This is a genomic window from Sphingobacterium sp. GW821-FHT03E03 (assembly GCF_059420745.1).
On sequence record NZ_JBWKUH010000014.1, the window covers coordinates 122,976 to 138,994 of the forward strand.

Below are 16,019 nucleotides of genomic sequence, written 5' to 3' on the forward strand. Positions count from 1 at the left end.
ACTGGGGATTTACATCGCCTATAGAAAACAACAGGCAATTAAAATAAAATATATTATTGCCGTTATCATTATGTTAGTTGTAGGCATAAAATGGCTTTTTGAAAAATAAAAGTCTTCTTCTACAATAGCTGTTTTTTGGATATAAAAAACGAAAGAGTGCGTAGGTACACAACAGAACCTTAATACTTGAATAAATTTATTTTTGTAAATTCAAGTATTAAGGTTCGAATCAATCGTCATCGATGCCATTGTTAAAAGTAAATTTATCATGAAATTTATTTTCACTTGTGTTCTCTTTTCCATACAACTATTTGTATTTGCTCAAGAACGACCCCAACTTATTCCGTTCAAATTTGACGATAAATTGGGTTTAATGGATGTATCCACAGCAGAACCTGTGTATCCGGAGGCTCTAGTGGATGGCCCGAACAGATATTATGTCATTGGAGACTTCTATAGTTATATTATCTCGAAAAATGAAAAGGAAGATGCTGTAGTTGATGCCTATTCGGGGTAGGAACAGCTTTCTGGGCATTTTGATAGTGCATGTGGCCGTTTGAAAATCAACAAAGACAGTTATTATCACTTTGAAGTGGATGGAAACTCAGCTCTCTTAAAGCCTGGAAGTCCTCTTATACAGCTAACAACTCGATACCAAAAAATTGAACCAAATCATGACGCTTGGGACAACGCAAGCTTGGATGGCAAGCAATATATCTGGGCGCTAAAAACGGATGAAACCTACGATGTTTTAAGTGCCGATAACAACTTTACTCACATAAATTCCTTACCGAATTTTGAAAGTTTTGATCTCGTATACCGAATAAATGAAGATGCCCCCATAACCTTGGTTGGCTTTGTTTTGGGCAACAAAAATGCGATCCAACGTACTTTCGGTCAAAAATATGGTATTCCAGAATCTAGCCAAATGGTCGAAGTCTATGATATACATTTTAAAAAATTAGGCAATACAGCTTACCAGAATGTAGCAATCAAAAAACTATTCAATCATGAAATTGAACTACAGGGTAGTATGATGCCTCCACCAAACCTAGAAAACCAGATAATCACCCCTCAAGATAAAACAATTATACTGAACGAGGAATTTAGCTTAATACCGGCAAAAGATGATCAGACACAATTGGTACTTGTCGATACACGGCAAGCAAACGCTCCTGTCTTAGGAAATGACCACTTCGACTACAGGTATATCAGTACACATCAAGGTCTAAAAGCACTTTTACAAATAAGACATGCGGAAACCGGAACTTTTTTTTACTTCGATTTTAACGGGCTTTATTTTCCAAAAGGGGTTCCTTTAATCCCCAAGAATTACAGAAAATGGAACTAAAGAAACAAAGAAAGATTTCAATAGAAAATAGACAGAATACGATCTCAAAAAACAGTTTTTAACAGATGATTATTTTGGTTTTAGTATTAAGCGCAATGTTGGCGACAGTAGCTTTTCTAGTCACCGAGAAAAATGCAGGCTCATCACTTTCTGGATACAACACACTTTCACCAACAGAAAAGCAGCAATTTGATATAAAGGCTTTTATCCCATATTTCAGAAAATTTCATGTATCACTGGCGGTTTCATATTTGCTGATTTCCCTCTTCCTTCTCTCCGCTATCAGTTCACATTGGCTGAAGATCTTTAGTATAGCTTATCCTTTACTTGCTTATATATTTTTTATTTGGAAAGCGAACAGCTTCTTCATAAAAAGGAATAAAAAACAGTATATCCTTTCAATTACTGTCATTTGCTTTCTCTTCATTGTGCTTTTAGTGATTATGGTTCAATTTCTAGGGAGCTGATCCTTTGATAGCAGTAATCAATTCTGATTAGATAGGAAGTATCAAAAAACTATTTCTAATTTTATAGGGTTATAATTGACTACATGGACAAGCGCTCAGAACATATACAACAATGGATTGATACCTATAGTGATACACTTCTCAATAGCGCTCTTTTTTTGCTTTCTGACCGACAAGATGCGGAAGATATAGTCCAAAATGTATTTATATCTGCATTCGAATCATACCATTCTTTTCAGGGGCGGAGCAGTGTAAAGACTTGGTTAATGGCTATTCTCAAAAATAAAGTCGCTGAGTTTTACCGTAAAAAGTACCGACATACAGGAAATATTCCACTAGATCATTATTTTGATAGAGAAGGATCATGGAAGCATGATGATATTCTACAAGACTGGAATGAAAAAGACGACAACCTCCTTGACAACAGCGATTTTAATAGCGTAATGGCTGAGTGTCTGGACAAATTACCCCTAAAATGGCTTATCCCAGTAAAGCTCTATTATTTAGAAGAAAAAAAAGCGGCTAGCGTTTGTCAGGAAACTGGCGTTACGACAACTAATTTATGGAAAATCCTCCAACGAAGTCGTATGCAGCTTCGGGAGTGCCTGGAATTTAATTGGTTTAATATCTCATGATTTCGTAAGCAATGATAAAACGACTCATTCATATATTGGTAATGCCCTGCAAACAAGCAACACTGCTTATCGAACAGCAAAATGCTGGTGAGATTCCATTTGTCCAAAAAATACGCTTAAGGGTACATCTTACAATCTGTAAGTGGTGCAGTGCCTATAACCGCAAAGTACATGCAATGGAAAGTATGATGAAAAATATATTCACACAAGATTCTCCTGAAAAATTCAGTAAAAATGAACTAGAGCTCTTTAAAGATAAATTAAAAGACAAGTTAAAATAAAAAGATTTTTTTGTCAGGATTTTGATGTGTATGCTACTAAAAGGGAAACAGTAAGCACAAATTAAAATTTTAGAAAAATGCATCTCATAACGCAAACAAAAAATTCCTCCCCATCGCAATGGGGCTTTTACATTTCCACATTTGGCGTAGTCTCCATTCTTCTTTGGCTTGGGATTTTCAAATTCACTCCAACTGAAGCGATGGCCATAAAGCCATTGATAGCGAATCACCCACTCTCTTCCTGGCTATACAAACTATGGAGTGAACAAACGGTGTCCAATATTGTTGGTATTGTTGAAATAGCTGTTGCTATACTTCTTTTGCTGAGTTTAAAATTTAAGCAATTGAGACGATACGCCGGAATTGGGGTATGTATTATTTTTATGATGACTTTAAGTTATCTTTTTACAACACCAAATATGTTCAAACATGTGGACGGAATTCCTGTGACGGACTTCTTTATCCTCAAGGATATACTATTTCTTGGATTTGGAATCAATTTATTGCAATCCGCTAAAAAATAAAAGATCATGAAAATTATATGGACCATCACTATACTTGCCTTTATAGGCTTGGCAATAGTCAAAATAGGCTTTTCACAAGGAGAAGAAAAAGCATCAGCTCCAGAAAAGAACTCACCTCACAACAGTCAAACTAACGAAATCTACTTTGCAGGGGGCTGCTTTTGGGGGACAGAACATTACTTCAAACAAATAAGAGGTGTAATAGCTACCGAAGTTGGGTATGCGAATGGGAATCTTGCCAAACCGACCTATGAACAGGTCTCAACGGGCAATACGGGGTTTGTAGAAGCCGTAAAAGTCGATTATGATCCTACTGTAGTTGATTTGAAATTGTTGATCGGCTTATACTTTAAAACAATTGACCCGACAAGCATGGATAAACAAGGTAATGATATCGGCACACAATATCGGACAGGGATTTACTTTACAAAGAAAGAGGATGAAAAAACGATCCGGGAAGAGATTGGACAGCTTGCAAAGAACTACAGTTCAAAGCTTGTTGTAGAAATTGGCCCTCTACGGAATTTCTATACTGCTGAAAATTATCATCAAAATTATTTAGAGAAAAATCCTCAGGGTTACTGCCATATTCCTGCTGACCTATTTAAGAAAGCGCGACAGGCAAATCCTAAACCTGCTAAATACAATAAAGTGGACAAAAAAACACTGAAAAAGGAGCTGACTCCATTACAATATGATGTTACTCAAAACAATGCTACTGAAAGGGCTTTTGACAATGCTTATTGGAATGAATTTCGGGAAGGTATTTATGTTGACGTTACCACTGGCGAGCCCCTGTTTATTTCTACCGATAAGTTTGAATCCGATTGCGGATGGCCAAGCTTTTCTAAACCGATCAATGATCGCCTGGTTGCCGAAAAAAGCGATAGGTCTTTTGGGATGAATAGAACTGAAGTGAGAAGCAAAACAGGTGACGCTCATTTAGGTCATGTTTTTAATGATGGCCCAACTGAACAAGGCGGACTACGTTATTGTATCAACAGTGCTTCACTACGCTTTATCCCAAAAGATCAAATGAAAGCGGAAGGTTATGAGAAGTTTATTGCTCTGTTACAAACCAAAAACGACAAAACTAAGTAGCACAACATCTCATATCAGACTATTAATAAGTTTAATTACTGGCAGGATAAAATTTTATTAGTCCGTTCGCAGGGTTCCAGACAAGAATCTACAAAGATTATATAGCATATGGGCTCGTCACCCTATTTTTCGCCAATTTTGTTTGCATCTCTCGATAAGCATTTTTCAATTGTTCAATTCTTGGAAGGTTCGCTTTTGCTATTTGGAGAGCTTATTTTATATTCATTTAAACACAAAAAGCCAGGTTCTTCAACCTGGCCTTAAAAATAAACATATGATGGATTAGTAAATGGCAACCCCTATGAACAGTCTATCTCCACGGTACGATCCCAGATCTATACTTGAAATTAGATTAAGTTCAAAATACCCTAATAAATTTACCTTCCAAGGCTCCCTCAGAAACATGGAGGATATCTTCGACCACTATTGTTGCAGAATCTTTGTTAAACTCCTCCAGAAATCTCCACAAATCATTTACTTTTATCGGAACAAAATACTGATTCGTATCTTCCACAGTATTCTCAGACTTAAGTATATTATAGCCTTTACATTTTAAGTCTTGAAGGATATCATTCGTCAATGGGACATTCATCTCTCTAAAGTTTCTATTTCTCGTATGCTCTACACACGCCGTATTTAACCACTTAGATTTATAGAAATTGAAAGCAATGAACATGTAAGAATAATGAGCAACCAATATCCTTTATATATGGTTGTTTGTCATAGCATATATTATATATACTGTTCGACGCTAAGACGCCATACATTAAACATGTTCATCTGCTTTCAATTCATATTCAAATATAGTAAATAAAACTAATTAAATTAGTTTTATTTACTATATTTTTTAGCCAAAAGACTAACAAGCTGTGAACCATAAGGTTTATATTTTCCGGACATAAAGAATCTCTTTATCATTCCAAACAGCGCTAGGACGAGAAAGCGGTGATACAAAAGGGCATATACAAGAGCTATATGCAGGAGCAACAGGAATCTTGTTTCCCAAATAAAAGCGGGTTCTATTTGGGAAACAAGGTTTGATTATGGTTGATCATTTCAAAGATCTCTAAGGGAAGATGGAATTCAACTCCCCATATTTATAGTGATCGACTGATATCAACAACATTAAAGATCTGATCTACATCATCCAAACTGACTTCAAAATCTGGATAAATAGCTTTGTCCGTGTTGAGTGAACGTAATGTAAGGATTCCATTGGCGACATCATGATGAGCAATTTCCTTAATAATCACCCCTTCATATCGATGTACAACAACCCAATACCTATATTTATGGGTATGAAATTTTGACTGCCACAATTCTCGTTTAATCAAACGTCCAGTAACAATATCACCATCAAGGACGCTGGCATCAGTTCCATCGGTCATACTATCACCACTAACTTCAAAAGAACGGTAAGCTCCTTTGTGAAATTCATTCACGGTAATAAAATGTGCAGGTAAATCATCCATGTACTCAGCGTCCGAAAAACCAGAAAGATAACCTGCTTTTGCCTTCTCGGTTACGAGCTTCGTTTGCATCAAATAGCGTCCAGGAGACACCTCAAAGAATATATTGTTCTTATTCTCGTCAATAAATTTGACATCACTGGAAAAATATCCAATAGATTTTCCGTTTCCTACATTGACCATGGAAACAGTATCAGGCTGAATGATTGCACCGGACTGATTTCGTTCTCCTTTTCCATAAAGCAGCCAATCGTATTGAACTTGGGGAAAAGCATTTTGAATACGGGTTTTCATGGTGAGACCGATCGGATATTCACCCTTCTTTATACGCGAATACACCTGTTCACGCACCCCCAATAAGCCTGCAAATTCCCGATTGGTAATTCCCATCTCCAAGCGTAAAATCTCAAAATTATTATCTGGATAAGTTTCCATGTTTTTATAGGGTATTTAACAAATGTTACACTAATTCATAACAATCTGACACTAAGTTACACAAGATATTAAACCTAAACAAATAAATAAATAAAATAAACACATTAATACCTCATTATCAATATATTATAATTAAACAAATAAGTTTAACAATTTTTACTAAAGACAAATTATTCAACATATTTTACATTAAACCCCTTGAATGATTAACAAATTTGTTTAACTTTGTTTAACAAACATTGTTGATACTTAGCGCTTGCAGTTGGAAAATCATTAGAAGAAAAAGAACCCGTCAATGACTCTGAGTAACTGGTAACGAGAGGACAGAGCAAAAAATATACACTTTAAAAGAACATAAAAATGGAACGCTTCATCACAACAAATTCGCAGCTAGACAGATCAACTGGATTGAATCATGAGCATATCAGAAAATATGGTATTATTTCAAATGAAACACAAAGTATGGAATTGATGACCGTGCTAATGCAACCAAAAAATTTAACAACAAATACAAGTCAACGAAATGATAAGACCAATTCCCAACGTATGAACACTTTATATTATTCTTTCATTATGAGTTTCTTAAAAGAGAACCATCCCGAAATTTTGAGATCAATTGACAAAATATACGAACCCGATCTTTCCAAGATCAGTCAGGTCATCGACTGTTATTGTGAATTTATGGGGATACCCTCGCAACAGATTATGGGTGAGTACATCAACTACAAAGATATCCAGCATCGTTACAAGGCAATCGCCGTTGTCTTGCGTATTTTTCAGCCCGAAAAACTGGATAACCTAAAGACTAAAGTAAAAAGCACGATATACAAGGAACTAGGTCCATATTTAAAGATAAATAGCGATACCTTACAAAAATCCATCATCTGCGCGTGTAACCAATTTGACATGTATAACGACTTTAAGAAAGATATCAAGCAAGCAACAAATTATTATTTCATTAATAAACGTTTCAATGATAAATAAGATTGGTTTCCCAAGAATTTATACCGATCATAAAACAAACGAGTACGAAGTTTTCCATGATCGGTATAATAATCTTTTATCCAATTATTACGCTCTCCTACGCAACCACCAGACCATAAGGCATATCACTACAAGTAAACCTATCAAAAAATAGAATATATTTGTTCCAGCCGGCTGCACCGTCCGTTTTGAAGTTCTTTCATCTATCCGCAGTTTATCTTCTTTGTACTGAACACGGTGAAAAAGCTGCTGACGCTGCTTGGAAAGATATTTCTCAACACCATTACTACTATCAGAATAATACGTTCGGCGTTTATATAACCGTCCCTTACCTATTCGCACAACTCCATTCGGGCTAATCTCAATCTCCTCACCTTCGATCTGCATCAGAGCCTCGCTCCGTGTCAAGAGTCGATTATATGATTGCTCAATCTCCAAGTGCCTTCTACTAGAATCCACGCTTGACAGTACGGCCATTTTTTCATTCACCTCCACTGTCCGCGACTCCTTTGTTTTAGTAATCTTTTTAAATAAACCGCAGCTACTAACGAGAAGTAGCATTACGGTCAATCGAAGTATATTTTTCATTTTTCACTCTTTTTAGTTCAATCTGCAATTCATTATAAAGCTTCATCAGATCATCATATTTGATCTGCAACTCAGCCAACGTCTTCGAGCAGGCTATACGATCCTCATTGGCGAGTTTTAGTCCTTCATTAAGATCTTCGATAATGGCTCTTAAATGTTCTATACCTTTTTCCAGCCGGTTTGCATAACCTTCCCACTTATCAATCACTTTCCCAGCATTCTCCACATTTGTAGCTTCCACTTCCGCCTGCTGCTTGGGACGACCAACAAAGTAACCTCCGATAGCAGTAACGATAGGAATAATCAGCTTTTCCAAAATTTCAAGTAGTTCCATAGTAATTATTTTTTATTAGTGGCTTAAACTTCATCCAAGGGAATTGTGCTCCCGGGTCCTCCTTTCTTCCAGGGGCAATATCACTGTGCCCCAAAATTTCCTGAATAGGATAATGGGCAATAATTGCCTGACAGACTTCAATGGCCGCATTGATCTGCTTTTCGGTATAAGATTCTGTCCCCCTATTTTGCAACTCAATCCCAATACTGTATCTGTCCAGATCTTTCAATCCATCCCAGGAACTCAGGCCTGCGTGCCAACATTTGACATTGAATGGCGCCAGTTGTGTTACAACACCGTCTCGACTGATGTGCACGTGAGCCGAAACTTTGCTTTTTGGATCTGACATCCAATAAATCGCACTAGTAGCATTAGATGCTCCATCATAATGCATGATGATATAAATAGGTTTGATATTACCGCTTTTATTAGGTGTATCTTTATAGGACACACCTATCAATTGATGTTCTTTAATGTTCATGTCTTCTTCTATTATTGATAATTTACTTTGATGTTAAGCTCCCCCTTTTTTATCTGGATTCCAATTTTACTCCGATAAAGGCCGCCAGGATTTACTTCATTCATTATTTCTATACAAATTTAAGTGGGAATCAAACTTAAAAATTAGAATATCAAGGGTATGTAAGCGGTATGGAACAACTACCGAATATCAGCTCAAAATGAACATTTTTTATTGCCGGTCGGTTCATAACAAAAAGAAGATGCTCAAAAAATAAAAGCGCTTCCCGTCGAATAAAATATTTGAAAAGAGATTATCTGGGGGATGGGAATGAAAATGTAAATCTTTCGAAACTATATATTAATTTAGTATCCAAGACGTATTATTATGCCAATAACCAAAAACGCAGTATATTTTGAGAACAATGGGGACTCCATTTCATTTGTCATTAAAATGGTTCATCCCCGATTATATAAACTCGTATTCGCTAGTCTATGTGCCCTCTCCATTATTGGAACACTATCTCTGGTTATTATATTCGATATCTTCGCCCTGCTCGGTCCATCATCCTAAACTAGCTATCTATCTTTTTACTCCGCCAAACTCTTGCTCAGTTGATAAGCGAATGTGCTAAGTCGAGTTTTTAAACAAGCTTCATCAATTTAAAAATTAGAACTATGATTCATCGCTACGATTCCTTTCTTAAAATTGGATCCGCCTAGAAAAATAAAAAAAGTAAATTTACTTCGACTTGATTAGCTATTGAAAATGATTTATGAATAAAAAAGAAGTCGCAACTAGCAAATTTTTAAGCCTTATACTTCGGCATGTACCGGAGAGTATTGGTATCGAACTTGATGAGAATGGTTGGGCGGATACAGACTTGTTGATCCAAAAGATTAATGATCATAACCACGAATTGACTTTGGATATGCTTAAACATATTGTTGACACGAATCCGAAAAAGAGATTCGCTTTTGACGACAATTTTAAGAGAATCAGAGCAAATCAGGGGCATTCTATTACTATTGAACTCGGATTGTCTCCTGAGGTTCCACCTGAGGTCCTATACCATGGCACAGCGATACAACATGCAAATTCAATCATTGAGCAGGGAATAAAAAAACAGAATAGACTGCATGTACATCTAAGTAAGGACGTCGAAACTGCTAAATCTGTCGGACAACGACATGGAAAGCCTATTTTATTCGAAATAAATGCCTTAGCTATGTTTCAAGATAGATTTGATTTTTTCTTGTCCGAAAATGGTGTTTGGCTCACTGACCACGTGCCTGCACAATACTTACGTTTTGTCAATTTCAAAGGAAAATCTGCCAGACAGGGATCATAATGTATGAAGTTTTAGAATAACAACATCTACAATATCAAATAATAGCGATGCTTACATCCGAACAAATAACAATTAAAAAAAGCGAGATAAAAGAAGATGGTTTCACTGCCATCGAGAATGTCTTTAGCAGAAATGAAGTTCAGCAATTGATAACCTTGATTGAAAACGAAGATCATTCGAGAGATACATTCAGGCGTTCCTCTGATCTTTTTGCGATCCGCCAGGTAATTAAAGAAATACCAGCTTTATATGCTATAATTTTCAATGATAACCTTAAAGATATTATTTCTGAATTACTGGGAGCAGATCATTTTATTGTAAAAAGCATCTATTTCGACAAACCTGAAACATCAAATTGGTACGTATCATACCACCAAGACTTAACGATATCTGTACTCGAAAAAATTGATTCTGACGGTTTTTTGAACTGGACGGTCAAACATAATCAATATGCAGTACAGCCACCGCTTGAAATTTTGAAAAATATAGTTACGATAAGAATTCATCTTGATGACACGGATGCGGAGAATGGTGCGCTAAATACTATTCCAGGATCACATAACAGAGGAATATACCGTCCCGAAACCATCGATTGGACCATGGAACAGGAAAAAAACTGTCCTGTCCATGAAGGCGGAATTATGATCATGAAACCGCTATTACTCCATAGTTCCAAACGCACAAGCAACAACAAACGTAGAAGAGTTATCCATATTGAATTTTCAAGTATCGAACTACCCAATAACTTATGCTGGGCTGAAAGATTCTAATATAAAAGAGACTCCTGTTGGCTGCAAAAAAACTTTTCCGTTATTCCATTGTTATTTGATCGTTATAGCATAGGATGAGTTATATCGTGAAGGCTAGGAAATCGGTTCACCTAGCCTTTTTTATTGTTAGCGCCAATACAACCATCAGCACTAAAAAAACATGGCTGTGATGGCAGCATCAAAGAATGCACGACCTGTTCTATCACTCACGTAAATGTAGGTTTTAACTTTAAAGCTAGTTTATAATAAGGCTTCAAGGAATGGTGTAGCATCATTTCCTGCTATTCGGGCAGGTTAAATCCAGAACTAAGCCGCTGGGCTTCAACAACTGTAGCAACAAAAAACAGACAGCTAAATAACTAATATTTTATTATAATGTTATCTCTATTTGTGTAAATAAATTCAAAAAAATAATTTTCCAAATACAGTCAATACATGTCCAACAGCAATAGCTATGCCTTAATTATTTATTTTGTACTTTAGAAGAATATATCAAAAGGCGTTTTATGGACAGTAATCATTTTTCTAATTGTGACCAAGAACCAATACATCTTTGCGGTCAAATACAGCATTTTGGTTGTCTCATCCTATTTGATGCCACTCAAAATTGTATAGGCTGGAGTGAAAACTGGACAGAAATAGGTTTACCCAGACAAAGTGTATTCTTGGGACAAAGCTTGACCAAGTTTATCGATTGTTTAGATATTCAACATGCAATCGATCTTGATCAGATATTACACGATCATACTGATAGTTTCAAACACCGCTACGTAGCTGATATCTATCTGGAACAAATCCCATATTACCTAAGTATTTATCCTTTTGACAATAAGATATATATTGAAATCGAACAACATCGTTCGCAATCGCATCAATTTAAAAACACATTCTTTTATGCCAAGCATATCAATGACAGTGAGGACATCTGGAAGGCTCTGGCTGAGAATATTTTTACGGTGACGGATTATGATCGTGTTATGATCTATAAATTTTCAGAGAGTGGAGATGGCCAAGTCATTGCTGAACATGTCGTTGGCGACCTGGAACCATTACTAGGCTATCGTTATCCTGAGTTTGATATTCCCCAACAAGCGCGCCAACTCTATACTAAAATATTTGCCAGGGTAACACCCGATGTAGATGCTGTCCCAGTACCGATTTGGGGTCTTGAACCTGAGAAATTAGATCTCTCTATGACAGCGATACGCGCAATGTCCCCCGTGCACCTGCAATATCTTCGAAATGCCCAAGTAAAAGCAAGTGGTAGTTTCTCCATCATCATCAACGGAAAACTATGGGGATTGGTTGCTTGTCAAAATAGACTGCCCAAATACATTGATCTAGCACAAAGACATCTTTCCATTTTCATTGTTCAATATGCTGTAAATAGTTTTTTGGCCAATAAACATATTGAAGAGAATAACTTCAAACTTAAAACAAAGAGTGTCGCATTTGAAATCAGACAAAATCTATTTACAAAGAAAGATCTTTACAAAGTAATTAGTGCACTGACCACTAGCTTAATGGACATCCTTCGAACAGATGGGATTGCATTTAAATATCTCGACAAATGGCATATTGTTGGCCATGCGCCAAAAAAAGATATGTTATTAAATCTAGATAATCATTTCAGTAGAACAATTTCTGATCAATTGTTTTGGCAATCCGATTTCAAAGGACATCAAGATGAAAACGAGACTGCATTTCCATTTCCTGGTATTGCTGGAATAGATTTGGAAAATAAATTAGACTTCAAAATCTATTTCTTCCGAAAGGAAGTAAAAGTAGAGGAAACCTGGGCAGGGCAACCCGAAAAGCAGCTTATTTATGATCCAACAAAGACCATAAATTTCCCTTCTCCCCGCACATCCTTCAATGCCTGGAAGAAAATAGTCGAAGGGATAGCCCCGAAATGGAAAGAACGCGAAATTAATTTCCTAAAAAGCCTAAGTATTACAATTCAAGAAGCCTGCTTAAAGAAGATCATCGAAATCCAAGCACTCAACGAGAAATTGATTGAAATAAATAATGTTTTGGAAACGTTCAGTTACACGCTGAGTCATGACCTAAAAAATCCTTTGTCCGCACTACAGATGACAGCCCAGATGATCAGGGACAGACCTGGTTTAAGTCAGGAATTTCTTGGAAAAGCAGGTAAAAACATGATGGACGCTATCCTGTTGATGAATAACATGCTAGATAAAACAGTCGATTTCGCCCGCAGCAAAAGCTATGAGTTCGAATACGAAACTGTCTATCCAGAGCGGCTCATTGAAAATATCATTGATGATTGCAGTGTAAGATTTAATGTTCAAAATCTGCAATTCGAAAAAGGAAGAATTCTTCCAATTGATGGTGAAAAGACCTTAGTCTATCAACTATTTCTAAATCTTTTGGGCAATGCGATCAAGTATAGCAGTAATAAAACGGCTCCCTTAATAGGTATAAACAGCCAAATAGAAGAAGATTATGTTTTGTATAAAATATGGGATAATGGCATCGGAATGTCAGCGGAAGAAACTGAACGGATTTTCGAAATATTCCATCGTTTACCTAATGCGATGCAATTTGATGGATCAGGAGTCGGATTATCAATTGTGAAAAGAATTGCAGACCGACTCAACGCAAAAATCTCTGTCGAAAGTAAGTTGAATCAGGGTACAATTTTCGAGATCAAATTTCCAATAAGAAACTGATTTTTATAGTATAAAAATAAAAAAACGCACTATTCCCGACAAGAATGTTGGTCAAAAGAAGGTTTAGAGCAGGTGAAGGTGCAAAGCAATCTGCATCCGTTTCATCCATTCTTTTTTATTAAATTAGAGCCAGCCGATAGATTCAGATTCGTACTCAACAGGTATAAATTACAATGTGTACCGAATCATTTGATTTACCGGTCATAGCGGAAACCTTCAATAAGTATTAATTGTAAAATGGATAAATTCAGCTTGTTAGTTGGCAATGATATTAATAATATTTCTCCCGGAATCAGTTGGAGCGATTTGCTGACTAACATTAAAACAAAATATCATGTAACGGCATTGGAAAATGGACAAAAACCTTTTCCGATGTTGTATGAAGAGATTTTTCTAAATGCAATTAAGATCCAGCATCTTAATGAGAAAGAACTTAAAACGTATATCTCGGAGAATGTTTCTCAGATAAATCAAAATGAAATTCACCAGTTGATCCGAGCCCTCCCCACTAAAAACATAATCACAACAAATTATGAATTTAGTTTGGAAGGATCTACTTCAAAGAAGAATACAAGCCTGATACGAGAAACAACATACAGCATTTTTCGCCGACATCAAACTGCAGACAAAACATTTTGGCATATTCATGGTGATTGTGCCAATCCCAGTTCTATCAATCTGGGTTACGAACATTACTGTGGGCAACTTCAAAAAATGAGAGATTATGTTGTAAATGGCACCAATTACACCTCAGATACAGTATTTAAGGCGGCTTTGATAAAAAGATTGAAACTGAAAAAAGATCTGCAGCTGCAATCATGGATAGACCTGTTCTTTACCCAAGATATTCATATCTTGGGACTCTCGCTTGATTTTGTAGAAATAGATCTCTGGTGGTTATTGACCTATCGTGCCCGAAATAAGTTTTATAGAAAAAGTGACTTCATTCAAAATCAGTTGTTTTACTATACGACAAAAAAATGGCATCAAATCGCTGTTGATAAAATGCAATTACTCAAAGCCAACGATGTGGAAATTATCGTTATTGATGAATCTGACAAAACAAAATATTACAAAAAAATATTGAAAGAGATCAGTAAACGATACCAGCTTCTTTCTAATAAATAGCCTACTATTCGATGTCATTGACAAAAAAAGAGTTTCGCTCATCAAAAAGAAATATACTTTCTCCATGTATTGAAAGCTTTTTAAATAGTTCCTTTCTAAAAGGAATAAAAAATATATTTCCGTCCCCATTTTCAAATGTAAAACTAAAGAGTGAAATCACCAATGTCGTTTATCTGAACTGGATGATACCTATTGAAAAAATTCGACACATGATCCCAGAAGGGCTACAAGTGAATGTTATTCAGGGGAAAGTATTATTTTCTATTTTGACCTATCGTCATGGTCATTTCGGGCCAGCTCAACCAATAGGACTGAGGTCATTTTATAGTTCGCCCCTACAAAGCAATTGGAGGTTTTATATTGCAACAGATACTAACCTATTTAAAGAACCAACGGTCTTATTTGTTTCCAATAGTATGAGCAGTTTCCTATACTGTTTAGGCAGTCGCCTATTTAGCAATATGATGTATACGCATCATCCTCTATCTTTTAGCCATCAATATATTGATGATCATATCCATACAAAAATAGATCCTGGGGCCAGCAATGCATCAGATTTGGAGATCATTTGCCATTCAGTTGAAGAATGGAGAATTCCTAACGATTTTCTGCATATTTCAACTCTTCCCCATGAACTTCTTGAAAGAATTATTGTCCAGAACCGCGCGTTAACATCACAGGATCTAAATTCGTCACATATTGCCAACATTTCACTCGCTTTTGATATAAAGGGGATCAAACCTTTAAAAATTGACTTTTTCAAAAGTCATACATTAGATGAAATTGTAAAAGAGGAAGAATGTTTGGCCTTTCAAATACCGTCATTGACATTTTTTATGAATAATGAAAAAAGAATAAATCAATGTTTTATATAGATTTTCTTATCGCTGTTTTGATAGCGAATGCCATACCGCACTTCATTTTTGGGATTGCCAAAATACGTTTTTTAGGGCTTTTTGGTTATTCACCAACAGGCAATATCTGCTATGCTCTTCTCCAGTTCATTATTGCAGTATCGCTCTTCTCTCATCAATATGGAATAACGAATATCTTTACAAATCCCGCTATACTGGGTGGTCTAGCTGTGCTTTTGCTATACTTTGTATTTGGCAGACTGCTCATCAACAAGTTCCATAAAAAATAATCTGAACAGTTTTATCGCAATATTAAGCTTATTTTTTTCTCCTCAGATCCTATTTGATTAGCATAATCAAATATCTATTATAAAACCTTGCTGAAGACATTCTCACCCTATTTCTATTGAAACAAAAAGACTATTCCATACCAGAGTCTCCTTATCCGGCAAACTTAGCAGAACATCATAGGAAGGAACTCGGTCAAAACAACCAACTCGCATGACAAAAGCCTTCTCTATTATCAACAGTTTACAAAAGTCAATAAAAAGAAAATATTTAAAACCAAAGTTAAAATAACAAACTAAACAT

The 16,019-nt window shown here is 36.0% G+C and carries 20 protein-coding genes; 14 read left to right on the forward strand and 6 right to left on the reverse strand.

What is annotated here, in order from left to right; translation table 11 throughout:
* Nucleotides 1–268 precede the first annotated feature (268 nt).
* The 7 genes from AC07UV_RS16290 (at nt 269) to msrB (ending at nt 4,359) form a co-directional block, all read left to right on the forward strand.
* The gene (locus AC07UV_RS16290) at nt 269–517 is read left to right on the forward strand and encodes a hypothetical protein (protein WP_495184508.1); all 249 of its coding nucleotides are present in this window, start codon (nt 269–271) and stop codon (nt 515–517) included.
* Between the two features lie 39 nt (nt 518–556).
* Entirely contained in the window at nt 557–1,351 is a 795-nt protein-coding gene (locus AC07UV_RS16295) for a hypothetical protein (RefSeq protein ID WP_495184509.1), read from the forward strand.
* 65 nt (nt 1,352–1,416) lie between these two features.
* Nucleotides 1,417–1,818 carry a DUF3784 domain-containing protein gene (locus tag AC07UV_RS16300; protein ID WP_495184510.1) on the forward strand — a complete coding sequence of 134 codons (402 nt, stop codon included), beginning with the start codon at nt 1,417–1,419 and terminating at the stop codon, nt 1,816–1,818.
* An 83-nt stretch (nt 1,819–1,901) separates the two neighbouring features.
* Nucleotides 1,902–2,453: a sigma-70 family RNA polymerase sigma factor gene (locus AC07UV_RS16305; RefSeq protein ID WP_495184511.1), complete on the forward strand. Its 552-nt coding sequence runs from the start codon at nt 1,902–1,904 to the stop codon at nt 2,451–2,453.
* A 41-nt stretch (nt 2,454–2,494) separates the two neighbouring features.
* Nucleotides 2,495–2,734 (forward strand): hypothetical protein, encoded by a 240-nt coding sequence (locus tag AC07UV_RS16310; RefSeq protein ID WP_495184512.1) that lies wholly within the window; start codon nt 2,495–2,497, stop codon nt 2,732–2,734.
* A 77-nt stretch (nt 2,735–2,811) separates the two neighbouring features.
* Nucleotides 2,812–3,258 carry a DUF417 family protein gene (locus AC07UV_RS16315; RefSeq protein WP_495184513.1) on the forward strand — a complete coding sequence of 149 codons (447 nt, stop codon included), beginning with the start codon at nt 2,812–2,814 and terminating at the stop codon, nt 3,256–3,258.
* A 6-nt stretch (nt 3,259–3,264) separates the two neighbouring features.
* A complete protein-coding gene (gene msrB, locus AC07UV_RS16320; RefSeq protein WP_335993969.1) occupies nt 3,265–4,359 on the forward strand; it encodes a peptide-methionine (R)-S-oxide reductase MsrB in 1,095 nt (364 codons plus the stop codon).
* Between the two features lie 358 nt (nt 4,360–4,717).
* Here msrB and AC07UV_RS16325 read toward each other — a convergent pair whose 3' ends face one another.
* Nucleotides 4,718–4,951, reverse strand: coding sequence for a hypothetical protein (locus tag AC07UV_RS16325; protein WP_495184514.1), 234 nt, complete (start codon nt 4,949–4,951; stop codon nt 4,718–4,720).
* Nucleotides 4,952–5,456: 505 nt separating this feature from the next.
* Nucleotides 5,457–6,263, reverse strand: coding sequence for a LexA family transcriptional regulator (locus AC07UV_RS16330; protein ID WP_282252965.1), 807 nt, complete (start codon nt 6,261–6,263; stop codon nt 5,457–5,459).
* Between the two features lie 360 nt (nt 6,264–6,623).
* Between AC07UV_RS16330 and AC07UV_RS16335 the strand changes: the two genes are divergently transcribed.
* Nucleotides 6,624–7,247, forward strand: a complete 624-nt coding sequence (locus tag AC07UV_RS16335; protein ID WP_495184515.1) for a hypothetical protein — start codon at nt 6,624–6,626, stop codon at nt 7,245–7,247.
* An 87-nt stretch (nt 7,248–7,334) separates the two neighbouring features.
* Here AC07UV_RS16335 and AC07UV_RS16340 read toward each other — a convergent pair whose 3' ends face one another.
* From AC07UV_RS16340 to AC07UV_RS16350, 3 genes are read right to left on the reverse strand one after another with little or no spacing between them, the layout of a single operon-like run.
* Entirely contained in the window at nt 7,335–7,835 is a 501-nt protein-coding gene (locus tag AC07UV_RS16340) for a hypothetical protein (RefSeq protein WP_282252963.1), read from the reverse strand.
* On the reverse strand, nt 7,792–8,169 hold the full coding sequence (locus AC07UV_RS16345; protein WP_495184516.1) for a hypothetical protein: 378 nt from the start codon (nt 8,167–8,169) through the stop codon (nt 7,792–7,794). Before AC07UV_RS16345 ends, AC07UV_RS16340 begins: the two co-directional genes overlap by 44 nt.
* The gene (locus AC07UV_RS16350) at nt 8,156–8,650 is read right to left on the reverse strand and encodes an N-acetylmuramoyl-L-alanine amidase (RefSeq protein WP_495184517.1); all 495 of its coding nucleotides are present in this window, start codon (nt 8,648–8,650) and stop codon (nt 8,156–8,158) included. The genes AC07UV_RS16345 and AC07UV_RS16350 overlap by 14 nt, the downstream gene beginning before the upstream one ends.
* 754 nt (nt 8,651–9,404) lie before the next feature.
* Between AC07UV_RS16350 and AC07UV_RS16355 the strand changes: the two genes are divergently transcribed.
* The 6 genes from AC07UV_RS16355 (at nt 9,405) to AC07UV_RS16380 (ending at nt 15,718) form a co-directional block, all read left to right on the forward strand.
* Complete coding sequence (locus AC07UV_RS16355; protein WP_282252960.1) at nt 9,405–9,980, forward strand: RNA 2'-phosphotransferase; 576 nt, start codon at nt 9,405–9,407, stop codon at nt 9,978–9,980.
* Nucleotides 9,981–10,027: 47 nt separating this feature from the next.
* Entirely contained in the window at nt 10,028–10,750 is a 723-nt protein-coding gene (locus AC07UV_RS16360) for a phytanoyl-CoA dioxygenase family protein (RefSeq protein ID WP_282252959.1), read from the forward strand.
* Nucleotides 10,751–11,256: 506 nt separating this feature from the next.
* Nucleotides 11,257–13,446, forward strand: a complete 2,190-nt coding sequence (locus tag AC07UV_RS16365) for an ATP-binding protein (RefSeq protein ID WP_495184518.1) — start codon at nt 11,257–11,259, stop codon at nt 13,444–13,446.
* A gap of 237 nt (nt 13,447–13,683) precedes the next feature.
* Nucleotides 13,684–14,574: an SIR2 family protein gene (locus AC07UV_RS16370; RefSeq protein WP_495184519.1), complete on the forward strand. Its 891-nt coding sequence runs from the start codon at nt 13,684–13,686 to the stop codon at nt 14,572–14,574.
* An 11-nt stretch (nt 14,575–14,585) separates the two neighbouring features.
* Entirely contained in the window at nt 14,586–15,449 is an 864-nt protein-coding gene (locus AC07UV_RS16375) for a DUF2071 domain-containing protein (RefSeq protein WP_282252956.1), read from the forward strand.
* A complete protein-coding gene (locus AC07UV_RS16380) occupies nt 15,437–15,718 on the forward strand; it encodes a hypothetical protein (protein WP_282252955.1) in 282 nt (93 codons plus the stop codon). Before AC07UV_RS16375 ends, AC07UV_RS16380 begins: the two co-directional genes overlap by 13 nt.
* A gap of 102 nt (nt 15,719–15,820) precedes the next feature.
* Here AC07UV_RS16380 and AC07UV_RS16385 read toward each other — a convergent pair.
* Nucleotides 15,821–16,019: hypothetical protein (locus AC07UV_RS16385; RefSeq protein WP_495184520.1), on the reverse strand; the 199-nt coding region annotated here is incomplete at its 5' end.